Origin of the sequence: Alteromonas sp. KUL42 (assembly GCF_006538325.1) — a bacterium.
Classification (GTDB): Bacteria; Pseudomonadota; Gammaproteobacteria; order Enterobacterales; family Alteromonadaceae; genus Alteromonas.
The window spans coordinates 12,251-35,927 of record NZ_BJKK01000028.1; the positions used below are offsets into that span (position 1 = coordinate 12,251).

Annotated in this window: 20 protein-coding genes; 14 read left to right on the forward strand and 6 right to left on the reverse strand. The window is 44.1% G+C overall.

Annotation, left to right across the window (positions count from 1 at the left end; genetic code table 11):
• The first annotated feature begins 25 nt into the window (after window positions 1–25).
• The 9 genes from EYR97_RS21115 (at window position 26) to EYR97_RS21155 (ending at window position 11,065) form a co-directional block, all read left to right on the forward strand.
• The gene (locus tag EYR97_RS21115; protein ID WP_242635153.1) at window positions 26–1,408 is read left to right on the forward strand and encodes a tetratricopeptide repeat protein; all 1,383 of its coding nucleotides are present in this window, start codon (window positions 26–28) and stop codon (window positions 1,406–1,408) included.
• Between the two features lie 206 nt (window positions 1,409–1,614).
• Window positions 1,615–2,214, forward strand: a complete 600-nt coding sequence (locus tag EYR97_RS21120; RefSeq protein ID WP_131095732.1) for a PepSY-associated TM helix domain-containing protein — start codon at window positions 1,615–1,617, stop codon at window positions 2,212–2,214.
• Window positions 2,215–2,281: 67 nt separating this feature from the next.
• Window positions 2,282–2,824, forward strand: coding sequence for a DUF2271 domain-containing protein (locus EYR97_RS21125; protein ID WP_131095733.1), 543 nt, complete (start codon window positions 2,282–2,284; stop codon window positions 2,822–2,824).
• 57 nt (window positions 2,825–2,881) lie between these two features.
• Window positions 2,882–3,715, forward strand: coding sequence for a DUF4198 domain-containing protein (locus EYR97_RS21130; protein WP_131095734.1), 834 nt, complete (start codon window positions 2,882–2,884; stop codon window positions 3,713–3,715).
• A 30-nt stretch (window positions 3,716–3,745) separates the two neighbouring features.
• Window positions 3,746–5,128 (forward strand): NADPH cytochrome P450 oxidoreductase family protein, encoded by a 1,383-nt coding sequence (locus EYR97_RS21135; protein ID WP_131095735.1) that lies wholly within the window; start codon window positions 3,746–3,748, stop codon window positions 5,126–5,128.
• 322 nt (window positions 5,129–5,450) lie between these two features.
• Window positions 5,451–7,121: a carbon starvation protein A gene (locus tag EYR97_RS21140; RefSeq protein WP_131095736.1), complete on the forward strand. Its 1,671-nt coding sequence runs from the start codon at window positions 5,451–5,453 to the stop codon at window positions 7,119–7,121.
• Window positions 7,122–7,429: 308 nt separating this feature from the next.
• Window positions 7,430–8,578, forward strand: a complete 1,149-nt coding sequence (locus EYR97_RS21145; protein ID WP_131095737.1) for an SO_0444 family Cu/Zn efflux transporter — start codon at window positions 7,430–7,432, stop codon at window positions 8,576–8,578.
• Window positions 8,579–8,747: 169 nt separating this feature from the next.
• Entirely contained in the window at window positions 8,748–9,830 is a 1,083-nt protein-coding gene (locus tag EYR97_RS21150) for a CNNM domain-containing protein (RefSeq protein ID WP_131095738.1), read from the forward strand.
• A gap of 68 nt (window positions 9,831–9,898) precedes the next feature.
• Entirely contained in the window at window positions 9,899–11,065 is a 1,167-nt protein-coding gene (locus tag EYR97_RS21155; protein ID WP_131095739.1) for an energy transducer TonB, read from the forward strand.
• A 34-nt stretch (window positions 11,066–11,099) separates the two neighbouring features.
• Here the strand turns inward: EYR97_RS21155 and EYR97_RS21160 are convergent, their stop codons facing one another.
• The 4 genes from EYR97_RS21160 to pdsR form a co-directional block, all read right to left on the reverse strand.
• On the reverse strand, window positions 11,100–12,314 hold the full coding sequence (locus EYR97_RS21160; protein ID WP_131095740.1) for an outer membrane beta-barrel protein: 1,215 nt from the start codon (window positions 12,312–12,314) through the stop codon (window positions 11,100–11,102).
• Window positions 12,314–12,970, reverse strand: a complete 657-nt coding sequence (locus tag EYR97_RS21165) for a methylamine utilization protein (protein ID WP_131095741.1) — start codon at window positions 12,968–12,970, stop codon at window positions 12,314–12,316. Before EYR97_RS21165 ends, EYR97_RS21160 begins: the two co-directional genes overlap by 1 nt.
• A 238-nt stretch (window positions 12,971–13,208) precedes the next feature.
• Window positions 13,209–15,380: a proteobacterial dedicated sortase system histidine kinase gene (gene pdsS / locus EYR97_RS21170; protein ID WP_131095742.1), complete on the reverse strand. Its 2,172-nt coding sequence runs from the start codon at window positions 15,378–15,380 to the stop codon at window positions 13,209–13,211.
• Between the two features lie 21 nt (window positions 15,381–15,401).
• Window positions 15,402–16,091 carry a proteobacterial dedicated sortase system response regulator gene (pdsR, locus tag EYR97_RS21175; RefSeq protein WP_131095743.1) on the reverse strand — a complete coding sequence of 230 codons (690 nt, stop codon included), beginning with the start codon at window positions 16,089–16,091 and terminating at the stop codon, window positions 15,402–15,404.
• A 398-nt stretch (window positions 16,092–16,489) separates the two neighbouring features.
• On the opposite strand from pdsR, the gene pdsO reads away from it, so the two are divergent.
• Window positions 16,490–17,263: a sortase-associated OmpA-like protein PdsO gene (pdsO, locus tag EYR97_RS21180; protein WP_131095744.1), complete on the forward strand. Its 774-nt coding sequence runs from the start codon at window positions 16,490–16,492 to the stop codon at window positions 17,261–17,263.
• Window positions 17,264–17,383: 120 nt separating this feature from the next.
• On the opposite strand, the gene EYR97_RS21185 is transcribed toward pdsO, so the two are convergent.
• The gene (locus EYR97_RS21185) at window positions 17,384–18,007 is read right to left on the reverse strand and encodes a carboxymuconolactone decarboxylase family protein (protein WP_131095745.1); all 624 of its coding nucleotides are present in this window, start codon (window positions 18,005–18,007) and stop codon (window positions 17,384–17,386) included.
• 315 nt (window positions 18,008–18,322) lie between these two features.
• Here EYR97_RS21185 and EYR97_RS21190 point away from each other — a divergent pair, with 315 nt between their 5' ends.
• Genes EYR97_RS21190 through EYR97_RS21200 form a run of 3 tightly spaced genes read left to right on the forward strand, consistent with a single transcriptional unit; the run spans window position 18,323 to window position 20,755 of the window.
• Window positions 18,323–19,255: an ABC transporter ATP-binding protein gene (locus EYR97_RS21190; protein WP_131095746.1), complete on the forward strand. Its 933-nt coding sequence runs from the start codon at window positions 18,323–18,325 to the stop codon at window positions 19,253–19,255.
• Between the two features lie 37 nt (window positions 19,256–19,292).
• Window positions 19,293–20,087, forward strand: coding sequence for an ABC transporter permease (locus tag EYR97_RS21195; protein ID WP_131095747.1), 795 nt, complete (start codon window positions 19,293–19,295; stop codon window positions 20,085–20,087).
• Window positions 20,087–20,755 carry a tRNA (guanosine(46)-N(7))-methyltransferase TrmB gene (locus EYR97_RS21200; protein ID WP_131095748.1) on the forward strand — a complete coding sequence of 223 codons (669 nt, stop codon included), beginning with the start codon at window positions 20,087–20,089 and terminating at the stop codon, window positions 20,753–20,755. Before EYR97_RS21195 ends, EYR97_RS21200 begins: the two co-directional genes overlap by 1 nt.
• A 108-nt stretch (window positions 20,756–20,863) precedes the next feature.
• Here the strand turns inward: EYR97_RS21200 and EYR97_RS21205 are convergent, their stop codons facing one another.
• Window positions 20,864–21,589: an EAL domain-containing protein gene (locus EYR97_RS21205; RefSeq protein WP_131095749.1), complete on the reverse strand. Its 726-nt coding sequence runs from the start codon at window positions 21,587–21,589 to the stop codon at window positions 20,864–20,866.
• Window positions 21,590–22,000: 411 nt separating this feature from the next.
• Between EYR97_RS21205 and panP the strand changes: the two genes are divergently transcribed.
• A complete protein-coding gene (panP, locus tag EYR97_RS21210; protein ID WP_131095750.1) occupies window positions 22,001–23,638 on the forward strand; it encodes a pyridoxal-dependent aspartate 1-decarboxylase PanP in 1,638 nt (545 codons plus the stop codon).
• Window positions 23,639–23,677: the final 39 nt, after the last annotated feature.

Sequence of the window (23,677 nt, forward strand, 5' to 3'; positions counted from 1 at the left end):
CGTTAAAGGCAAGGAGTTTATTAAGGTGATTAATTTGAGAACAAGTGCCGTAGTAGGCATTTTCAGCATAATCGTTAATGTGTTAACCGTATTTTCTTTGCCTGTAGCGGCGGAGATAGTTGTGGAACTCCAAGCGCCTGATTGGCATTTTGTATTGCGTCAAAGCGAGTATGCTGAACGCGAAGTGCATATGTCCGTCGACGATAGAGAATTTGTTCGTCAAATTCAGTCAGATTTACAAGCGGGTAAATATAGCTTGGTTATCAATGCATTTAATGCCCGTGAAATCTCAACCCTTAGCCCGCGTCTAAAAGCACTTTACGGTCAAGTTTTGTTAAACGAAGAGAAATATGTATTGGCTGAAAAGGTGCTATTAGATGCGCTGGAAAGTATGCCTAGTTCGCCATCCGTAAACAGAAGTTTAAGCATGGTTTACTTAATGACAGGAGAGCAAGATATCGCGCGAAAGCACCTTACTCGATGTGTTGAATTAGGTATTCAAGATGCGCAAATATTTGGTCAACTTGCCTATGCCAATTTGCAGCTTGGCAAGCCTATGTCAGCGATAAGCGCATACCAAAATGCACTCATGTTAGAGCCTGACAATACACAATGGTATCAAGGATTACTATTTGCGCTGATCGAAACTAACGCGCTTGCTCAAGCTGAAAGCTTACTGAGTGAAATGCTATTAAATGACGAGAACAATAAACAACTTTGGTTGCAGCGTGGCCATATAGCACTAAAGCAGGGCAAGGTAACAAAAGCATTGAGTAGCCTTGAAGCGGCAATGTCACTGGGTGATAGCTCACTGTCCAATTTGATCTCCATCGCTAAGCTGCACGCATCAGACGGCAGTTTACGGCGTGCATCAGATATTCTTGTTGAGAATATTGCTTCCTTTTTAACAGATAAAAGTAGCGAAGGTTTTGAAGCCTTTAAAACCATAGCGTCATATTTAGCGAATCAACAGCAGTGGGGTGAATTGGAACGGCTCACAAAGGCAGCTGAAGAGTACAGAAATGCGCTCAGTCCGTTACAGATGGCATCTATTAACGTGTTACAAGCGAAAGTGGCGATAAATAAAGGGAAGAACGAGTCGGCTATCGCATTGCTTACTCACGCTATTGAGCGCATGCCAGACAATGGCGAAGCGTTGTTGGCGCTGGCAAAACTATATCAAAAACAGCACAAAATTGAACGCGCTAAGATGATGTATTTACGCGCGGAAGCATTTGAGGATATTAAACAGCAAGCGATGTTAGGGCGGGTGCAAGTTGCCCTAGAGCAACGCCAATATCACCAAGCGCTGGAGATACTTCGCAACGTATATAGAGCGTTCCCCTCGCGTACTGACTTACTCAACAACATTCGAACACTAGAAAGCTTAGTAACCAATACACTTTAAGGCCTATTGGTCTTTTGTGAACTAACTCTAAAGGTAAGTACGCGCTAATTTCTTACTAAAAATGCATTTAATAAAGGCTTACTAAAAAGAGGTTAGCTCATTTCTTTAAAATGAGAATAACTCTCATTTGCATTGAAAAGTGTGTAAATATCTGTATCATCTGGCGCGTAAAATTAAATTAGAACACCTGAGAAATAAGAAAACGTATGAGCTTTTCATTGGGCGGAATTAGGCAATGGCATTGGATCAGTGGGGCCATTTGCCTCGTGGGCATGATGCTCTTTGCGCTGACGGGGATCACCTTGAACCATGCGGCAGACATTCCCGCGAATAGAGTAGTCACCACCGCCGAATCTCAATTGCCAGAGGCCTTAGTCGATCAGCTTTTACTATTGGATGAGGGAGAAATCCAAATTCCTAGTGCTCTTGTAGCCTTTATGCAAGAAGACAAAAGTATTGCAGTGCCTTCTTCAGTCTCAGGTGAGTGGGATGGGATAGAGTTTTATGCAGCCTGGCCTGGACCAGGTGCTGATAGCTGGATTGCAGTTGATGCGGAACTTGCAACCGTGACCTACGAAAGTGTTGATAGAGGTTGGATATCATATTTTAACGACCTGCATAAAGGTCGTAATACAGGCGATATATGGCGTTGGTTCATCGATATTTTTGCAGTGGCTTGCATTATTTTTAGTGTGACAGGGCTGCAATTGCTAATGCGTCATTCAAAAAATCGCGTGTCTACATGGCCAGTCACCGCACTCGGTGTACTCGTCCCCTTTGTTATCATTTTAATATTTGTGCACTAGTGCAGAGTTAGTTGCGAGAGGTTAATGGTTGTGCGCCTTAGCCGAGGACCAATCAAGGAGTGTTTAGATGAAAGTAAAAAAAGGTTCAATATTCACATCTGCTTTTTGGGGTTTAGCGTTGTTTGCAGGCGCTACTCAAGCTGCGGACCAAATGTCGAGTAAAATAGCATTGGACGTTACATTGCCACAGCTCAATGTGGCTGAGTATCACAAACCCTACCTTGCGGTATGGATAGAAGACAACAAGCGCAAAGCCACACAAGTGGCGGTTTGGTATGACGTAGAAATGCGTGAGGACAAAGGTAAAGAATGGCTTAAGGATCTTCGACAATGGTGGCGCCGCGGTGGTCGAAGCTTAGACTTGCCCTATGACGGTCTAACAAGTGCAACGAAAGGACCGGGCGATTACACCCTCGACACACAACTTAATACAGCGCTGGCAAATTTGCCTGATGGCGAATACACCTTACGCGTAGAAGCGTCACGTGAAGTGGGTGGTAGAGAAGTGCTTTCCTTACCTTTTGCACTTCCGTTATCAGCTAACAGCCTACCTATTGAAAAGATAGGAAAGTCAGAACTTGGACGTGTTGCAATGCGTCTTGAAGACTAAATGAGACTCGAAATTTCATTGTCAACGCATTCAACAAGCGCTCACTAAGAGGAAATTATGAAAAGATTATTAGCAAAAATGTCAGTAGCTGCTCTCGCTGCATCTCTCACCGTGTCATTCTCAGCAAGTGCTCACCGTGCATGGCTTTTACCAAGTTCAACAGTGTTGTCTGGTGAAAATGCGTATGTAACCTTTGATGCTGCTATTTCAAATACCATTTTTCATCCCGATCATTTCGCCATGAATACCAGTAATTTGGTGGTCACATCTCCTGACGGTAAAGTAGTTGATGTTGAGAATATTGCGCGTGGTAGATATCGTACAACGTTTGATTTGAAATTGAATAAAGAAGGGACCTACAAAGTAGCTTCAGCCAGCAGTGGCATTCGTGCATTTTGGCGTGACGAAGATGGGAATCGCAAAATGTGGCCTGGTCGTGGTGAACAGTACAAGCCAGAAGAATTCAACACCGCGGTGCCGAAAAAGGCAACTGATCTTCGCGTGATGCAAAGCTCTCGCCGCGTTGAAACCTTCGTTACACTTGGTGCCCCTTCAATGGATGTATTTGCACCTACCAATGAGGGTTTAGAATTAATTCCGGTTACTCACCCCAACGATTTATTCGCTACTGAAACTGCCACATTCAAGTTACTGATTGATGGTAAACCTGCTGTGGGCGCTGAAGCAGAAATTGTACGAGGTGGTATGCGTTACAGAAACGATCAAGAAACCATTGTTGTTGTTTCAGATGAGAATGGTGTAATCGAAGTAACTTGGCCACAAGCGGGCATGTATTTCATCGAGATAAGCTATCAAGATGACAAAGCCAAGAAGCCTGCTACTTCGCGTAATGGCAGCTACTCAGGTACTGTTGAAGTACTTCCACTCTAAGATCTATCTGATTGAAGTTGCTTTAATATCATGACAGAGACACACCGTTTATTCCTAGCGTTATTGAGTATAAGCCTTTACTTACTATGGGTAGCGGTGTTGCTTTTCAAACAGCGAAAAGCGAGCAATCTTGATGTATCTGAACATGCAACGCTCGTTGTTTATGCCAGCCAAACGGGCACAGCCGAGAAAGTTGCACGGGCAAAAGCCGCCGCTTTGGCAGATATGGAGACTACTTCAGTAGTGTCGATGAGCGACTTAAAGCTCGATACGTTATCGCATGTATCTAAGGCAATCTTTGTTGTTAGTACTTACGGTGAAGGCGAGCCACCTGACGCAGGGCGAAAATTTAGCAGTATTTTAAAAAAGGCCTATTCACAAAGTGTTCTGCCTTTGTCTCACCTCTCATTTGAGGTGGTAGGGTTAGGTGACAGGCAATACACGTCATTCTGCGCTTTTGCTGTCAGCTTATTCGATGGTCTTAACCAATTGGGCGGCAAGGCCGCCTCACCATTAATGACCTTAGACTCCAGCAAAGGCGAACACCTATCGCTACTTGATAATCTACCCAGTAAAAATACAGAAACATCGCTTGTACTAACCGTTAATAAGCGCACATGCTTAAACACGGTAAACCAAACTTTGGCAAGCGGTGGGAGAGGACTCTATGCCTTGTCTTTGGGTATTCAAAAAGCGCAGACTGCGACTTCATGGGTAGATGACAGTTTGTGGGAGGCGGGCGACATTTTAGAAGTACACATACCCGCTTCTCAACAAAATACAAACGCAGAGGATAACGTCGGGCGAGAGACTGCAACGCGCAGTTATACCATTGCGTCTGTTACGTCCGAGGGAGATATCAAGCTTGTTGTAAGGCAGGTGGTTAAAGAAGATGGAACACTCGGGCTTGGGTCCGGTTTGTTGACACATTCTTCAAAGCTAGCCGACTCTATATCGGGTACTATTCGCAAAAATGAAAGTGCTTATATAAGTGACACGCAATGCCCTCTTATTCTTATTGCTGCGGGAAGTGGTATTGCGGGTGTTCGAGCGCAGTTAGCAAAGCGCGCTTCACTTCAAAACGCAGGCCCGGTTTGGGTATTTTACGGTGAGCGACATGCCGAGTTTGATGATGTACTAGACATAACGCTGTCGCCTTTTCATCAGGCCGCGTGTTTACATAAAAAGTCGACCATCTTTTCACGAGATGAAAACGGCGGATATGTACAGCATTTACTTCAGCAGTATTCGAAGCAGGTTAACGCATTCATAGGCAGTGAAGGGCATGTGTATGTGTGCGGCGATTTCACCGGAATGGGGAAAGGGGTAGATGAAATATTAAAATCAATTCTAGGCGAGGGACGTTACGAGCAACTACATGAGCAAGGGCGTTATCATCGAGACTTGTATTAGAGGTTTTAAGTAAAGCCGTCGTTTTCGCTACCGCTTTGTGTAGAAGTGACTCGTTATTTTCACTTTTCTCTCACTATTAGACTTTAGTCTAATGCTTGTGAGGGTGCATCTTATTCGTGTTCTAATACGCCGCGCGAATTTTCTAAATTCGAAGTAATAACACAACGTGTGCCGTAAAGCGCAACTCGCCTAGTACGCCATTCAAAACGTAGTTTGTAAAATTGTAAACACCACACCATGGGTTTGCGCTTTGCAGGTACGACCTTTTTTCACTATAAACTGGTGTAGTGTTTAAAGAAAATACACAAAATAGGACGACAGTATGCAGTCTATTGCCATTGTAATTCTGGGCATCATCGGAATGATGTTCGGTTGGTTTGTCTATTCAAAATTTATAGCAAGCCGTATTTTCAAATTGGATGATAGTTTCGTAACCCCAGCGCACACACAGCAAGATGGCGTTGACTACGTGCCAACGAATAAAGTGGTACTGTGGGGGCACCATTTCACTTCAGTAGCGGGAGCCGCGCCAATTGTTGGGCCTGCTATTGCCGTTTACTGGGGTTGGGTGCCCGCTGTTTTGTGGGTGGTTTTCGGTACCATTTTATTTGCTGGTGTTCATGACATGGGCGCGTTATGGGCAAGTGCTCGTCACAAAGGTAAGTCGATGGGAGCCCTGTCTGAAAGCGTAATTGGCAAGCGCTCACGCGCTTTGTTCATGATTGTCATCTTCCTTGTGTTGCTTATGGTTAACGCGGTATTCGGCGTGGTAATTGCGAATTCTTTCGTTTCGCAGCCAAACGCCGTTTTTCCCGCATGGATGGCAATTGCTGTCGCATTGGTCATTGGTCAACTACTTAAGCGCAATTTCAGCCTTATCCCATTGTGTATTGTGGGTATTGTTGTGCTGTACGCGTCGGTCTACGCAGGTAGCTATATACCGTTGAGCCTACCTGAAACCATGTTTGGTTTAGCAGACAAAGCAAACTGGATCATTATCCTATTTATCTATGCTGCGATTGCTTCATTGTTACCGGTTTGGATGTTGCTACAACCTCGTGACTTTATTAATGGCATGCAGCTACTTGTTGGTCTTTTCCTACTTTATGGAGCGGTGTTTTTTGCCATGCCAGACATCACAGCTCCTGCGTTCAATATGCAAACCGCTGTAGATTCTCCTAGCTTAATTCCATTGCTGTTTGTAACTATTGCGTGTGGTGCGGTTTCTGGTTTCCACGGTATTGTGTCATCGGGTACAAGCTCGAAGCAACTTGATAAAGAAAGCGATGCTCGTTTTGTGGGCTACTTGGGCGCAATTGGTGAAGGCTCACTTGCCCTTATTACCATTGTTGCAGTGAGCGGTGTTGCCTTTGCTGCATCACCAGAAGAATGGCATGAAGTGTACAGCCATTTGGGCGCGGGAAGCGTTGGGGCATTTATTACCGGCGGTGCGAACCTTATCCAGCAAGGCTGGGGGCTGCCTGTCGATTTCTCTTCAACAATTCTAGCCGTTATGGTTGTACTGTTTGCGGGAACAACCATGGATTCTGGTGTTCGTCTTCAGCGCTACATTATTCAAGAGTGGGGGGATATTTACGCTATTGGTGCACTTAAAAACGGGGTGGTGGCAACCTTAGTTGCAGTAGCTTGCTGTTTGCTTCTTGCCTTTGGTGCAGGTGGTGCGTCTGGTAGTGGTGGCATGATCATTTGGCCGCTATTTGGGTCGACTAACCAGATATTAGCAAGCCTTACTTTGCTTGTTATCTCGGTAATGTTAATTAAGCTAGGACGCCCAGCAAAATATACCCTTATACCTATGGTGTTTGTTTTGATCATGGCGTTTTTCGCCGGTCTAATCAAACTTAAAGAATACTACCTTGCTGAAAACTACCTACTGGTATTCCTAGATGCCGTAGTACTGGTAGTGTCTGTACTAGTGATGCTTGAAGCGTTTTCAGTGGTATCAAAGCTCAAAAAAGAAAAGCAAGGCTAAGTTTTTCATGGTTGACCTCGTGGTTTAAAGTCAAATTGTCGAGACAGTCAACATTCGGCCAGTAAGTTTTTACTGGCCTTTTTTATGCCAATTATCTGTGCGGACTGGTATAAAACGTCTTCCACTGCGATAAACATTATGAATAACCGAAGTTGTTGTATTTCTGTTACTATGAAAATATGAACAGCATGAATTAATACCAATCCGCATAGAAGTTGCTCAGTTATTGTAACTGGCAGGCTTTGTGACTAGGCTTGGTTGCACAGGTTTGGTGGTTCCAAATCAAGCAAGTGTAATACTGGGGTTGTATGTCAGATATCATTTTATTAGGCCAAAACTTCTTAGCATTATTTATCGAGTCTGCGCCTTGGCTTCTACTTGGTTTATTAGTCGCAGGGATTATGCACGAACTTGTACCCGTTTCGTTTCTTGAAAAACATATGGGCAGTGCATCCCTTGGTTCAATTAGCAAAGCAGCTGTCATTGGCGCACCGCTACCTCTGTGTTCTTGTGGGGTTATTCCTGCGGCACTTGGTTTGCGCCGAAGCGGCGCATCCAAACCGTCCACTATTTCCTTTCTTGTATCAACGCCTGAAACGGGTGTTGACAGTGTTTCAGTATCCTACGCATTACTTGGGCCACTGTACGCAGTAGTAAGACCAATTACTGCAGTGATCAGCGCCATCTATGCAGGCGTAATGGTGCGTATTTTCGACGCTAAAGAACAAATCTCATCTGAATTTTCAAATCAAACACAAGCCAGTTCATGTTGTGGTAGTCATAGTGCGCCACCCAAAATTGAAGCGAAGAGCTGCTGTTCAAAAGAACACAGCGAACCAAAAGAAAACAGGGAAAAGCCTACAGCCTCGCTATCATCAAAAGCTGTTGATGTTATTAAGTATGCCAGCGGTAAATTGTTAGAAGATATTGTTGTATGGCTACTCATTGGCTTACTTTTAGCTGCTGCTATAAAAACATGGGTGCCAACTGATTTTCTAACGCAATGGGGAGATGGTCTTGTTGCAATGCTTGTGATGGCCGTTGTTGGCATACCTATGTACATTTGTGCAACGGCATCTACGCCAATTGCAGTTGGCTTTCTTGCGGCCGGGTTGTCTCCTGGGGCTATTTTGGTATTCCTTATGGCAGGGCCTGCAACCAACATATCTACTATGGGTATGATAAAACAAGAAATGGGTTCGAAAACCCTTGTTTTATATTTATTTAGTGTCATATCAGCCAGCGTGGGTTTTGGATATCTACTCAATTATTTAGTGTCAGCTTTCTCACTTGAAAGCTTAATAAAAACGCAAAGTCATCTACATGAGCACGGCGCTGATGCACAGGTTCTATACGGTCTAAGTGCATGTATACTTGCTGCTGCCATGGTGAGACTGGGTGTTCAGAAATGGTTAAAGCGCCGTCAAAGTGACACTCAATCAACCTGCTGTGACTGAAATTAAAGTGTGGGTGCCCTTGTATCTGATACAAGGTTACTCATAATAGACTATTGCGTTTTAACGTTTAAAACATTGACTAATTTAAGGTTTGCTACTTTTTAAATGTGCACATACCTCATTTTTAAGAGGCTATGCTAGCCAACCTTGAACACCCTGGAAAATATACATGTTATTACTGATTGTGTACGTCTTTATTGCATTGGGCTTTTCTTTTTTGTGCTCAATTGCGGAGGCGGTGATATTAAGCGTATCGTCAGCTTATATATCGGTACTAGAAAAAGAAGGTAAGCCCAGCGGGCAACTACTACGCGCACAGACTGACAATATTAATACGCCCTTGTCGGCCATATTAACCCTCAATACCATTGCTCACACCATGGGCGCTGCTGGCGCAGGCGCACAAGCGGCATCAGTTTTTGGCGAAGCGTATTTAGGGGTTATTTCTGCCGTACTTACATTACTCATTTTGGTGTTCTCTGAGATAATTCCCAAGACATTGGGTGCGACCTATTGGCGTTCTCTCGCGCCCGTTACTGCATATTTCCTTAAGTACTTATCGTTTTGCCTAAAGCCCTTCGTAAAAATGTCTGAGCTACTCACGCGCAGTTTCAAAGAAGACAGCCCACTGAGAGGCTTAAGCAGAAGTGAATTACATGCCATGGCTGAATTATCCGGCCAAGAAGGGCAATTAGCTAATCATGAAGCCGCGTTTTTACAAAGCCTATTGAGTTTACACGAGCTCAAAGTAAAAGATGCGATAACGCATAGAACGGCCTTGTTTTCAGTGTCTGAACAACTCACTGTTGAAAGCTTTTTTCACAAACATGCGAATATTGAGTTTTCTCGTATTCCGGTTTACGAAGACAACGACTCTGAGAATATAACAGGGTTCGTAATGCGTTCAGATTTGCTGGTGGCACAAGCTCGGGGTAATACCGATAAGCCATTGTCTGAATATGCCAAAAATATGGTGACGGTGTTAAATACCATGCCCTTATCAGTAACCTTCGACCACTTCATCAATAAGCATGTTCACATGTTGCTAGTGGTTGATGAATACGGTGGGTTGGAAGGCGTTCTGACGTTGGAAGACTTACTTGAACGGTTACTAGGTGTGGATATTGTCGATGAAAAAGACACCACAGTAAGTATGCGACGTTTGGCAAAAATGATGACTAAGCGCAAAGAGCAAATGATGATTAAGAACGTGCCCGATGCTTCGTTTGAACAGCAAAGCAAAAAGCGCTAATTTAGTAACAATAATTACATCGGCGGGTAAGTGAATGCCTCGCCGTTATTTGTTAGGGAAGATAAACCATGAAAAACTCTCCACGCCTTTGTCTAAAAATGCGTAACCGCGCTTTTTGTCGAGCTCTAGCTCCCGTGCTTCTCCTTACCACTATGTCGGTATCTAGCCATGTAAATGCGCAAGAATTGTCGTTGCCCTGTGATGAAGTGGAAGAAAAAGTTAAAGCCGCTACTGCTGCTGACGAAGTAAAACGCATTACCGCGTTTCAACCAGCAAAGGCCATTGAACGCCAAGCCCCAGATTACCCAATAGAAGCTGCGCGCCGTGGCCAAGAAGGCTGGGTTAAGATGAGTTATGTTATTGACGAAGAGGGTCATGTTCAAGACCCAGTTATTAGCGACTATAGCGGAAGTAGAGCATTTAAGCGCAAGGCGTTAAGTGCCATTAAGCGTTGGACATTTGAGCCTGCAATGAAAGACGGTAAACCTACCCAGCAATGTCACCAAGCTGTGCAAATGGACTTTATGATGGGTGGGCGTCGAGGCGCCTCTGGCCGGTTTATTAGCGCTTACAAAGACGTTGATAGTATTTATCAGCAAGGCAATTATGTAGAAGCTGATGCCGCGCTTCAGCGTCTACACGAAAAAGATAATTTAAACCGATATGAAAACGCATGGCTTTGGAACATGGACGCAAATATTGCCAGTGGGCTTGAAGATTGGCAGCGAGAGCTAGATAGTTTTGCGCGTATGCTCCCAAGCAACAAGGGTGATGAAAAGAAATACGACGTCTTTGGTGATGATCACATTGCATTTGTGCATCAAAGAATGGTGATCCTAGCTAGTCAGTTTGGCTTGTACGCTGATGCATTAAGCTACTATGATCGCTTAAATGAAATGGAAGGTCAGCAACAGCGTATAGATGAAATTGCGCCACTTGTTACTAAAATTCGAGACCATATCAACTCTGATGACGCTATCAAAGTTACAGTGACAATCGACAAGCGAGGTAACTGGTTTCACACACTAGTAAGAAATCAATTCGCGTTTGACAATATTCAAGGTGACCTTGATACCGTTGAAGTGCGCTGTGATACGCATCGCGAGAAATTTACCGTTGCCGAAGATCATGTGTGGAAAATTCCAGAGAGCTGGGGGCAATGCAGGGTTTTAGTGGAAGGTGATAAAAGCACGGCATTCAATCTTATTGAGGTCGCGCAAACCACTTCCTCTTGAAGTGGCTTTCAGTGACTCCTGTAGTTTTCAAAAACTAAAGCTGAATGGTTAAAGCAACTTGAAATACGTTTTCCGTGTACTTCTTATTATTTTGGAAAAACGTAAGGTTGTCTTGTTCCCCTTTGTTAGTTTGCCATTCAGCCGTTACGGCGACATTTTCATGTAATTGATAACGGGTACTGAATGTTAAAGCGTAGCCATCACTATTGTTGGGGTCGTACATGGTATTGTCGCGATCAATAACCTGGTACCAGTCTGCGCGAGCGGAGAATGTCGCATTTTCATAGGTATAAGCTGCCGCAATATACGCACTGGCAAAATCATTGTCGACGAAACTATCACCCATTAACGTATCACCCACAAGCAATTGCGAAAACAAGGTGAGGTCACGGTTGGGCAAATAGCGCATTGTTAGCGAGTGAAAGCGCGTGTGCCATGCATAAATGCGATCAGGGTCAAGTACGGTCTGGTCTGCATTGTTGTCATAAAAATAATATTTTACTTCGGCGGTTCGCTTGTGTGACAAGTGCGCGCCAATGTAATAACCTGCACGCCCATCGATTTCCCTAAACGGGTCGGTCCATGCGGGAGCATCAAGTTTGTCATCATCGACAACCCCCGGTATGGGCAAAAAGTTCACTCTGTCGTCATATACAGATTGCCTGTCATGCAGCGCAAAACCGCGCCAAGAGAGCAACGTACCTGTTGAATCATTACCTTTGAACACACTGCCCACGACCTTCCACGACCAATTACTTCTTACTTGGCGCCCATTTTGTCTTAAACTTAACTCTATTCCACCAATGCGTAATTCTTCACCTATCCAACTATTAATTGCTGAATTAGAGAGAAAATGCGGCGACAACCACCCAAAGCCGGTATTTTCCGCAGATATGCTAGGGTAAAACGCACCAAGTTTAACTTCTGGCTTTATACTTGATGCCGTTAATGGTCGATATTTTATAAAAAGTTGAGTGAAGCCAAATTCTTCCTCACCATCGTTATAAGCATTAAGTACGCCTTCTGCCGACCAATCATTTGATAACGAAAACGACGAGGCCAACACCGCTTGAGAAAGGTGGAAGCCACTGTCTTCATATCGCTGATGACTAATGCCTTTTTGCTGAAAGCTCGGTGTGTTCTCTTTCGTTACATAAGCTCCGCGTAAGAGAATGTCAGTTTTTGCGAAAGTCTGTGATGCCACTAAACAAGCTAGTGTTGATAAGGTGAACTTCAGCCGTTTATTCATCAGTAGTCGCCAAAACCAAAGTCAAATTCATCGTCTGCAGGTAATGCAGTACTGAGCTGCCACTCAACAGCAGAGCTTTCGTTAACCGACAACGTTTTAGTCTCAAATAAGCTGTCGCTTTTGACTAAAGGGTGCCAAAAACGCACGTTGTAATCACCTTTAGGAAGCGAAAGCGAAATACTTCCTTCATTTTCGGTTTTAGCGAAAAAAGGCGAGTCGGTTACCACAATGTACCCTAGCATCCAGTCGTGAATATTACAGCCAATATCTACAATACCAGGCTTATCAAACTTCAATGGCTCTGCGGTAAACTCTTTATACAGCTTAAGTTCAAATTGTTTAGTGGGGGAAAATGAGTAGACATGGTGAAAAATATTGTCTGCGTTAGGGAAGCGGATACTCGTGCCCGTTTTTGCAACCAATACATGCGGCACAAACTGCTTTTTTATCTGGTTCATGATAGCAGTTGGGGGTTCGGAGTCAGTTGTAACAGCTATCTCGAATAAGGGTTCAAAAATGAACACCGCATCGTTGACCATTTTTCCTTCACTGTCGGCCAGTGTTATCTCAAACGTTACATTTGCGTTATTGTTCTCAGTTGCCACTGTGGTCAGCGCAAGTAAAGACAACAAAAGCGAAAGCAAAAATCTATTCATAGCTGCACCGTGTTCAATACCCTTAAAGTAACCGGTTTTTTAGGCTAGGGCTCATCAAAAAATCAAATAAGTATAAAGACTAACGTACAATTTATTGAAAGACCCTAAAATTTAGAAATTTATTTCACTTTATACCGTACGTAAACTCTCACATGTAGGTGGCTACACTGTATGTACACTTCTTCATTTGAAGGATAAGCACCTTGCTGTAAAAACGTTTCGCAAAGATTTACACGCACTAAGTGCTCGGAAAAGTAGCGGTAACGATTACTCCCGTTTTGTCATCTCTGTCGTTCAACGTCAGTGAACCTTTGTGGAAGGTCATGATCATATTGGCAATGTATAAACCAAGCCCTAAATGCGGTGACTGCGTTGCATTTTGTACCTCATTTTCTCGTCTTACAGACACCATCGATTGCAAAAGTTGACTTTTCATTCCGGCAGGGAGTAAAGGGCCAGGGTTACTTACTAGCAATACAATACGTTTGTCCTTTTTCTCTAAAGAAACGTGAATTTCATCCTGTGAACCGCTGAAATCCACAGCGTTAGAGATAATTTTGTCGAACAGTTGTGCTACCAATTCTGGTGAGCCATTAATTGTTAATTTGTCTTCGCACCCAATCAACGTCCACCGTCGTTGGGAATACGTATGCTTATAGCCTTCAATACAACCACTGATCACGTCAGTGAGATTAAAGGCTTCGAAATCTTCTTGCGCAATGGCATGTTCTAAGCGCGTGGCTTCGCTCATACTGTTTAAAATAGTGCTAAGACGATTAACACCTGACTGAGCGCGCTCAACAAACACCTTTTGCTGCTGGGCATTACTGTCGTGAGAGAGCATATCAAGAGAAGATTTCACTACCGCAATAGGCGTTCGTAGCTCATGAGAGAGCCTTGAGGCCATGTTCTCCAAATACGAATTATATTGCTGTAAACGTGAGAGCACATCGGAAAAGGAACGTGACAAGTCACCGATTTCATCTCGCTGATTTGATATGGGTAACGTACCTACAATTTTACCGTTGTCATCAATAACGGCTTCGGTATTATCGCGAAGTGTTCGAATTCTGCTAGATATTCGATTGGCAAAGAGTAGTAAGCCAAGTGTACCTAAAAACATAACCGCAACGATGACGTGAAATAGTTGCTCTAATGCTCGGTTTCTGAGAGTTCTTATTCCATTGGTAGTTTGCTCCACAATTACCGCGCCCATTACGTTGCCTTCTATAAAAATAGGGTAGGCCGCAGACAATACAATGGCTTTGTTGTCGGGAGAAAGGCGCCACAAACTGTCGGGTTGACCGTTAAGAGCGGTACCTAAGTCTTGCCCTACAAGCGCGTAAGCATCGTCAAGTTCGTCAATAAAATCAGCCGGAGGCTTGGTTAATATTTGATAATAAAGAGGAAGTAACCACTCACTTTCAATCCATTTCCATATGGGGTTTGTTGGCGCTTCCCGTTGACTCACTTCAATGCCGTTGGCGGACTGGATATCCCCAGCGCGAGCTAGCACTCGCTTGTGCTTATCAACCACCCAAACCCGAGAGTCCGTATATTTTAGCCCTGCTAAAATACGTTCGATTTCAGGTGACGGGGTAATAACTGTGCCTAGCTCACTTAATATTTTAGTGTTTGCGGTGCCAAGGGCATATTGGGTTGCTCTTGTGTCAGGGTCATCAACATCCACAAGAGTAAACGCAAGACCGCCTGCGGTCATCGATAAGGGAAAACGCAGTTCAATGTTATAACCCTCTGCGGTTTCTTGCCATCGACCTTGAATAGAGAGCGCGTTTTCAATCGCGCGGTTAGAACGGGCATTATCGGCAAGTTTGTATGCATTTACCCAACCGCTTTCATAGGGAGCAACTACGTAGCGTGCCAATGTACCTTCGAACGTTTCCATTCCAATTAATAAATGGTCACCGGTTTCTACGCTAATATTTTTGGGTTGTCGCCATAACAATGAATCGTCTTTTACCTCAAACATGGCGTAAAGAAATTGACCGTAACGTCCCACCATGTGGCTAAAAGACAATGTAATAGGGCTACCCTGATTGCCATTGTAATATTCAATTACTCTATCACTGGTGTACTCGCTAAGTAACTCGTTGACTTGTTGCCAGTCGTTGAGCTCACCATCTAATTGAATAGGTGAAGGAATAGGCGGGGCATAAAGGTCAGTACCCGGTCTAACATCTTGTAAATAGGCAGATTGGCTGTCAAACAGGGCAGGGCGTTCGTGTAAGGCGGTGGCCACGGCTCTCGCCGTGCCTATCATGGTTTGCTCTTGTCCGTTTCTAAGGTATTGTTCGAGCTCCCACACATATTTGTAGCCAAGATATGGAATGGTAAATAAGAACAGCGACAATACCAGTAGCTGAAGACGAATTGAAAAACGAAACTTCATCAAAGCCCTACACCGTGCAGCTTAAAGCTGCCAACGGTATCCCATTCCGTATACGGTATCGATATGATCAAAGCGAGGATCAAGTTGTACAAACTTCTTTCGCATTCGCTTGATGTGGGAAGTAATGGTGGTATCGTCCACCACCATGCGCGACTCATCCATTAATTGCTGACGACTTTTGACATGCCCAGGGCGTTTGATAAGGGCATGTAACATCCAGAATTCAGTGACTGTAAGAAGCACGGGTTGATTCTGCCAGCTCACTGTCATACGCGAGACATCTACTTTTAGTTCGCCTACTTTCAACTCATCTTTTTGCTCCGCAGGAGCTGACAGTAAATCGGTGCGGCGAAATAACGCAGCAATACGGGCGAGTAGATGGGCCATGCTGATGTCTTTGGTTAGGTAGTCGTCAGCGCCCATGCGCAGCCCACTGATGGTATCTACATCATTGTCTCTGGCGGTAAAAAAGATAATTGGTAGAGTTTGAGAAAGGCCGCGTAATTGCTGACAAAGCATAAAACCACCTTCTATTTCATCTTTTAAGCCGATATCGATAATAGCTAAATCGGGTAGTGTATGGTTAAACGCTGCCGCTGCTGAAGGTCTGTCTTCAAACGCGTGCACGTCATATCCTTGCGCTTTTAATGCCACAATATAGTTTTCTCTAATGGCCGCGTCATCTTCAACAAGGGCAATGGTTTTTGGCATAAGGGCTTCCGTTATCTAAAGTCACTTTCACTAAAATGATCTGTAATATATCTTTGAACAATATCGTTGAACTTTACTTCTGAGCTATATCTCCGAGCTCTATCTCCGAGCTCTATCTCCGAGCTCTATTTGAGAACTATACCTTTGAACTGAACACTTTGCTTAAGTTCGACATAAAATCCACAAGCCTGCCTCATTTACGCCATATTTGAAAAATTGCATCACAACATTTCCTTGTTTTATGACTTTTTTTGCCACCTGGTGTTGGTTAACTAGTTATCAATTCAGCAAGGCACGAACACGCCCAATAACGCTCATCGACGCCTTGTAACTACTACCCTTTGCGCGGTGTATTTTCCCAACAGTGCACCGCGCCTTTTTAAATACGAGGAAAAATTATGGCTATTGGAAAAATCGCGAAGTATACCTTTGTTGTTGGCGTTACAGCACTTTCTTTTAACGCAATGGCGTCAGATACATCTTCAATAGATAAAATGGCTTCAAGCAAATCGCCATCGCTTGCAATGAAAAAGCAACAAGCGCAAGAGTCGCAAGCGGTTGCTGTGGGGCTAGGCAGCGGGGTTGTTATCGGTGCCGTTGTTGCAGGCCCTGTTGGTGCGGTTGTCGCTGGCGTGATGGGGGCGCTGCTAGGCGAAAACTCTTCTCAAGATAAAAGCCTTAAAGCAGTAAATACACAGCTAAGTCGAGTGCAAAAAGATAATGCTGAATTGCTCGCGGCCAATCAAACTATGCAGAACCAGATGATGCTTACCCAAGTGGCATATGAAGATGAGCGTATGCAAGCGCCAGCACCTACATTTAAAAGTAGTATTCAATTTAAGTCGGGGTCGGTTGCGGTTGAAACACTCTACGCTGAGCAACTCGATTTAGTTGCGAAAGCCCTTAAGGGAAATGAAAAATTAACCGTACGTTTAACAGGCCAGGCAGATAAACGGGGCGACAGCCAATTTAACCAAGCCTTGTCGATGCAGCGGGCATTGAGTGTTAAAGCGTATTTGACCGACCTAGGCGTAAAAAGCGAGCAAATTATGACGGTAGCCGTAGGGGAATCGCAAAGTGCGCAAACTGAACACGAAGGTATTTTCTTCGACCGAAAAGTCGAGATGGAAATTGCTGAACGAGCGCCCGTGCTGATGAGCCTAAATAATTAGAGCGTGTTGACCTTTTCGGTAAACTTTGCTGCAAAAACGTACCGCTAAAGTCAACATGATCTAGTTAAACGGGCCAGTTAAAGAAACAATATACTGGTCCTAGGTATTTTATCTCACCTTTTATTTAACGTGCTTTCCACCTGTCCAGCCGCCTTTGGCGAGTATGTCGTCACCTAATGCTTTAGGTGACGCTTCTATTTCTGTCGCCATCGAGTCGTTCCAGCGATTTAAAAAGCCGTATAAGCTAACCGCACCTAAAATTTCGACAATTTCTTCTTCGTTCCAATGTGCACGCATGGCTTCCATAAGCGGTGCGTCTACGGCATTGGGAACACTGCCAGCGGCAAGTGCAAAGTCGAGGGCCACGCGTTCAGCTTCGCTATAAAGAGGGCTTGTTTTGTATTCCCACACCGCGGCCACTTTGTCATCGCTGATGCCGTGAATACCGGCAGCAATCAGTGAATGTGCTTCACAGTACTGGCATCCAGCTGCTCGACTGGAAAAATGAGCTATAAGGCGTTTGAACCCACCATCAACAACACTGCCACTACCCATCACACCTTTGGTCAACGCGGCAAAACCCTTTACCATTTCAGGTTTGCGCTGCATGGTAAGTAAGCTGTTGGGAATAAAGCCTAAAATATCAATGAATACCGCGAAATCATCCGCTAACTCAGGTGTGGTTTCTGGCGGTAAGGGAGCTAAAAGCGGCGAGAGTATTTCTTTTGATGTATTGTTGGGCATGATTTGCAGACCTGTCGTTATTATTGATTACACTTTTGTCTAAGCGAATTTAGTGCTCTAGGGTTGAATTGTACTTTTTTGCACCAACTTAACATGCTGTATTTAGTCGTTAAAAACAACCGCTAGATCGCTCATGTATTCTAAAGACAGTACGTTTTGCGTTACACTTTGTAATGCACAGAAGGGTGTAACGTAAACGGTGTAACTAAAACAGTATTTGTTACAGATGACACTTAATTAGCACTTCAATTACACATGTCAGGTGAGCATCTCCTTACCGCTGTTTAACGGTAACATTCACAACACAGGCAAATCATGAAAGCGTTAGATATAAAAGGGTTAACTAAAACCTATAAAGGTGGCGTACAAGCTTTAAAAGGCGTCGATCTTATTGTTGAACAAGGTGATTTTTTCGCACTGCTCGGCCCTAACGGAGCAGGTAAATCGACAACCATTGGCATAATCAGCTCTTTGGTCAATCAAAGCGATGGTGAAGTGTCCATTTTCGGATACGACCTTGCAACTCAAAAAGAACAAGCCAAAGCCTGTATTGGGTTAGTTCCTCAAGAATTCAATTTTAATCAATTTGAGACGGTACTTCAGATAGTACTTAATCAAGCGGGATATTATGGTGTACCACGCAGTGTGGCCAAAGACCGTGCTGAAAAATACCTTACTCAATTAGAGTTATGGGAAAAACGAGATGCCCGCGCACGTGAGCTTTCAGGTGGTATGAAGCGCAGGCTAATGATTGCACGTGCACTTATGCATGAACCCAAGCTGCTTATTCTCGATGAGCCTACTGCTGGTGTAGATATTGAAATACGCCGCGCCATGTGGAGTTTCTTGGAAGAGATCAATCGTCAAGGCATCACTATTATTCTTACCACGCATTATTTGGAAGAAGCTGAGATGTTATGCCGCAACATAGCAATTATCAACAAAGGGACGATTGTTGAAAACACCAGCATGAAAGCCTTGTTGTCGAAGCTTAGCTTAGAGACCTTTGTACTTGATATTAATTTACCCAAGGGTAGTGAAAATAGCGCTCCTGTGTTATCTGGCTTTGAGTATCGATTACTTGACGACCATACCCTTGAAGTTGATGTGGATAAAACAGAAGGGCTTAACCCTGTTTTCACACAGCTTAGTGAGCAAGGTGTGCAAGTAATGAGTATGCGCAACAAATCAAACCGCTTGGAAGAGCTTTTTGTACGCTTAGTTGAATCGGCCAAGCAAGCGGGTTGATAGGGTGAATAGCACGGTGAAAACAGAGACAACAGAAATGAATACAGAACAAAATGTCAGTTGGCTAAAGCAAAATTACGTAGCGCTAACGACGATTTGGATTAAAGAATGCACGCGCTTCTTGCGCATTTGGGTTCAAACCTTGGTACCGCCAGCAATTACAATGAGTCTGTATTTTGTGATTTTTGGTAGTCTAATTGGAAACCGCATTGGCGAAATGGGCGGCTTCACGTATATGGAGTTCATTGTGCCCGGGCTCATCATGATGTCGGTGATCACAAACTCTTACGCGAATGTATCGTCGTCGTTTTTTAGTGCTAAGTTTCAACGAAATATTGAAGAACTATTGGTGTCGCCAGTGCCTACATCAGTGATCATACTCGGATATGTAGGCGGTGGTGTGGCTCGCGCCATTTTGATTGGTATTATTGTCACACTGGTGTCACTGTTCTTTGTGGATGTGCAAATCCATCACCTAGGCATTATTGCTTTGACATTGTTGTTAACTTCAACGCTTTTTGCAACGGCTGGGTTAATTAACGCCGTATTTGCCAAGACCTTTGACGACATCAGTGTGGTTCCAACTTTCGTGCTTACTCCGCTAACCTATTTGGGTGGCGTATTCTACTCGTTGTCGTTATTACCTGAGTTTTGGCAATGGGTAAGTAAAGCCAACCCGGTTGTCTATATGGTTAATGGTTTCCGTTATGGTTTCTTAGGTGTCTCTGATGTCAATGTGACTTTATCATTGAGTTTGCTGGTGGGCTTTAATGCACTGTTGTTTAGCGTAGCTTATTATCTTCTTAAAACTGGTAAAGGTATTCGCAGCTAATGGCGGGCGGAAACTCACGGGGTATATCGACTTCCCAAGTAGGTGTACACGATAAACTCGACGAATTGGTTGTTAAGTACCAACATAGTGAGAACAAGCGCCCCATTAGTGCTCATACGCAAGCGGCTTTTGAGAAAACGTGTGAGTGGCTCGAAGGTTTTGACGGTGATGTTATTCTGGACTCGTGCTGTGGGGTGGGTGAAAGTACCGCCAACATTGCTCGGGCTAACCCTGAAGCTCGGGTTATTGGTATCGACAAATCTGAGCTTCGCGTAGAAAAGCATGAGCATTATCGCACAGAGCTTTCTAACTACACGGTGATCAGAGCCGACGTAAATGACTTCTGGCGTTTAGTGCGACAGTCCAACTGGCGTGTTACACAACACTTCTTGTTATATCCGAACCCATACCCTAAAAAGACACAAGTGCAAAAGCGCTGGCATGCCAGCGCAGCAATGGTTGATTTAATGGCAATCACACCGCATATCGAGGTGCGCAGCAACTGGCTTATTTACCTTATGGAATTTGCCCAAGCTGCGAAGCACTATGGTGTAATGTCAGATTTATCGGAAATAACGGGCGATGATTGTATGACACCATTCGAGCGTAAATATCGTGCCAGCGGGCAAGTGTGCTGGCAATTGCAATGCCGTAACGAAGAAGATTAAGTTTCGTGGGTATTGTTTTGCAAATGGCAATATCCACGTAAATTTACTGTCTCTACCAACACGCTCTAGCAATAGCGAGTAATCCTGCAGCCTGAATAACGTTTAATGTCAGTGAGCTGTAAAGCGTATGCTTTCAGTCGGCGGGCTAAAAACATACCCTTGGGCATAGCGAATGTTCAGGCGCATAACCCGTTCGAGCTGGTTTTCATCTTCAATGTGTTCAGCGACCACGCACACGCTGTGTTGGTCGCACAGCGACAGGACATGAGCGACATATTCCCTCACCGCTTCTTGTTCCTCATAATGACGAATGAGTCCTCCGGCTAATTTAATTCCTCGCACAGGGATATTCATTAACGCCTTAATATTGCCAGGGCAAGAACCTACATTATCAATGAATACACCTATGCCTACATGCATACTTTTGTCCGCAAAACCGAGCACTTGTTGAGGATTGGAAAGCGCTGTGGAGGCTGTAACTTCGAAGCTAACTCGTTCCGGATTGGGGTAATTGGCCAAATGTGTAATTAACGTGTCAATAAGCTCGTTGTTGGTTAGATCGTTGGCTGTAATATTGATATTCCACGGAATGTTCACATCGTGAAAATACTTTGCGCATTGCACAAACATATTAGCTGCAAGGGTACTGACGTGCCGTTCTCGTTCTAATAAATAAAGAAACTCACTGGGTAAAAATGTTTTATCGCCTTGAGTTATAAGTCGTGCAAGGCATTCATAACGCCACACCCCTTGGCTTCGTAAATCCATAATTGGCTGAAAATAAGGAACAATATCATCGACAGTAAACGCTTCAGAAATTTCACGAATGGGCATAAACCACCACGCTCACTTTTTCGTAATTATTCATAAATAAAATATAGCAGTAATACGTCGTAATACCGCAAATGATGTTAATTTGTAGCTCGGTCATTTGCGGTGAGCTTAATTGCTAATGCCTAACGCTTGGCGTAAATTGCAATCTGATGTAAAGTGCCACACCCTGAAAGTAATGTGTTAAGTTTTCAGGGTAAGAAACCAAAGTTGTGGTTAACGTAACTACTAATGAGTAACGAAAGGAATTTGTTCACCCATTACAATCTCAATTGCGCGCTATAATTTATTACTGTAAGCAGCAATGAGTTCCAATTGAAAAAGGATTTGAGTGTTAGGCTGGTGTCCTACAAAACCGCCTGTTGATTTTGCGTGTGCAAAATATGTGTTTGTTTGAAGAGTGAGGTGTGTTGAGTGGGTGAAGCGCAAGTTAGTTTAGAGCACTTGTTTCGGGTCTTTACTAAGCCTGAACACAAAGACTCAAAGCTGGCTCAAATTGAGCAGCATTTATCTGACAATATTCTAGATTTTTTGTCACAGCACGTTGTGACAAAAAAAACCTCACTTGAAGAGGTAGAAAAAGACTTTTCAGACGCGAAAGTGCCTGAGACGCCTGAATTTGTTTCTACCCATGCAGAAAGTCTACTTGATAAACTAGTGGCGCATTCCGTCAATACCTATGCACCGACCTTTATTGGTCATATGACATCAGCGTTGCCCTATTTCCATCTTCCACTTTCAAAATTGATGGTGGGGCTAAATCAAAACTTAGTCAAAATTGAAACCTCTAAAGCGTTTACGCCGCTTGAACGTCAAGTGCTCGGCATGATGCACAATTTGGTTTACGATCAGCCGCAGTCATTTTACGACGCACATTTGCACAGTGCTGCACATTCGTTAGGTGCCTTTTGTTCAGGTGGAACCATTGCAAACATTACCTCATTGTGGGTCGCGCGAAACAAACTACTGGGCCCGCAAAAAGGATTTGCTGGGGTCGCTAAAGCCGGGTTGGCGGCAGCTTATCGTTTTCATAACATCAACAATTTAGGTGTGATGTGCAGCAAGCGCGGTCACTACTCTTTGTCTAAAGCCGTTGATGTTCTGGGGTTGGGCAGAGAGCAATTGTTAACATTGCCAGCACCACAGCAAACCCTCGACCCAGCTAAAGCACTACGCGCTGGAAAACGCTACCAAGAAGAAGGCAATAAATTACTGGCTATAGTGGGCGTAGGCGGGACAACGGAAACAGGCCATGTTGACCCACTCGATGAACTTGCTGATGTAGCCAAAGAGCTCGGTTGTTGGTTCCACGTTGATGCCGCCTGGGGCGGGGCGACCTTGTTTTCTTCTCGTTATAAGAGTCGCCTAAAAGGCATAGAGCGAGCAGACTCAGTTACTATTGATGCGCATAAACAAATGTATGTGCCAATGGGTGCGGGCATGGCTTTGTTTAAAGATCCGCAAAATGCAAACGCAGTACGTCATCACGCACAATATATCCTACGTGCTGGCTCGAAAGACTTGGGTGCAACAACACTTGAAGGTTCGCGCAACGGCATGGCCATGATGGTGTACTCTGCGTTACACATCTTTGGTCGACAAGGTTACGAGCTACTTATTGATAGAAGTATTGATAAAGCGCGCGACTTTGCGCAAATGATAGATAAAGCAAGTGATTTTGAGTTAACCACGTCGCCTACGCTGTCGTTATTGACATACCGTGTTTGCCCGATAGAAGTACAGCAAGCATTGAAAGTCGCTAACGCTAAAACTCGCAACCTCATTAATGAAAAGGTGGATGCGTTGGTTGTGGCAGTGCAAAAACAACAGCGGGAAGCGGGTAAGTCATTTGTGTCTCGTACGCGTTTAGAAGCCCCCGATTATCCATCACAATGTATTACGGTGTTTCGTGTCGTGTTAGCTAATCCATTGACCAGTCACAATGACTTAGCGGCTATTCTTGCAGAACAACACCTAATTGCTAAAGGCACACAGGCGTGGAAAGAATTAATTGATTTTGTCTCTGACGAAACCCTGTTAGCTTCTGCATAGTCATTCGTTTTTATACATATAAAAAACGCCGACAGTGTT

What these genes read in the sequence shown, in the direction of transcription:
- EYR97_RS21120 (WP_131095732.1), top strand. Translation starts at nt 1,615, where the DNA reads ATGAGCTTTTCATTGGGCGGAATTAGGCAATGGCATTGGATCAGTGGG.
- EYR97_RS21125 (WP_131095733.1), top strand. Translation starts at nt 2,282, where the DNA reads ATGAAAGTAAAAAAAGGTTCAATATTCACATCTGCTTTTTGGGGTTTA.
- EYR97_RS21130 (WP_131095734.1), top strand. Translation starts at nt 2,882, where the DNA reads ATGAAAAGATTATTAGCAAAAATGTCAGTAGCTGCTCTCGCTGCATCT.
- EYR97_RS21135 (WP_131095735.1), top strand. Translation starts at nt 3,746, where the DNA reads ATGACAGAGACACACCGTTTATTCCTAGCGTTATTGAGTATAAGCCTT.
- EYR97_RS21140 (WP_131095736.1), top strand. Translation starts at nt 5,451, where the DNA reads ATGCAGTCTATTGCCATTGTAATTCTGGGCATCATCGGAATGATGTTC.
- EYR97_RS21145 (WP_131095737.1), top strand. Translation starts at nt 7,430, where the DNA reads ATGTCAGATATCATTTTATTAGGCCAAAACTTCTTAGCATTATTTATC.
- EYR97_RS21150 (WP_131095738.1), top strand. Translation starts at nt 8,748, where the DNA reads ATGTTATTACTGATTGTGTACGTCTTTATTGCATTGGGCTTTTCTTTT.
- EYR97_RS21155 (WP_131095739.1), top strand. Translation starts at nt 9,899, where the DNA reads ATGAAAAACTCTCCACGCCTTTGTCTAAAAATGCGTAACCGCGCTTTT.
- EYR97_RS21160 (WP_131095740.1), bottom strand. Translation starts at nt 12,314, where the DNA reads ATGAATAAACGGCTGAAGTTCACCTTATCAACACTAGCTTGTTTAGTG.
- EYR97_RS21165 (WP_131095741.1), bottom strand. Translation starts at nt 12,970, where the DNA reads ATGAATAGATTTTTGCTTTCGCTTTTGTTGTCTTTACTTGCGCTGACC.
- pdsS (WP_131095742.1), bottom strand. Translation starts at nt 15,380, where the DNA reads ATGAAGTTTCGTTTTTCAATTCGTCTTCAGCTACTGGTATTGTCGCTG.
- pdsR (WP_131095743.1), bottom strand. Translation starts at nt 16,091, where the DNA reads ATGCCAAAAACCATTGCCCTTGTTGAAGATGACGCGGCCATTAGAGAA.
- pdsO (WP_131095744.1), top strand. Translation starts at nt 16,490, where the DNA reads ATGGCTATTGGAAAAATCGCGAAGTATACCTTTGTTGTTGGCGTTACA.
- EYR97_RS21185 (WP_131095745.1), bottom strand. Translation starts at nt 18,007, where the DNA reads ATGCCCAACAATACATCAAAAGAAATACTCTCGCCGCTTTTAGCTCCC.
- EYR97_RS21190 (WP_131095746.1), top strand. Translation starts at nt 18,323, where the DNA reads ATGAAAGCGTTAGATATAAAAGGGTTAACTAAAACCTATAAAGGTGGC.
- EYR97_RS21195 (WP_131095747.1), top strand. Translation starts at nt 19,293, where the DNA reads ATGAATACAGAACAAAATGTCAGTTGGCTAAAGCAAAATTACGTAGCG.
- EYR97_RS21200 (WP_131095748.1), top strand. Translation starts at nt 20,087, where the DNA reads ATGGCGGGCGGAAACTCACGGGGTATATCGACTTCCCAAGTAGGTGTA.
- EYR97_RS21205 (WP_131095749.1), bottom strand. Translation starts at nt 21,589, where the DNA reads ATGCCCATTCGTGAAATTTCTGAAGCGTTTACTGTCGATGATATTGTT.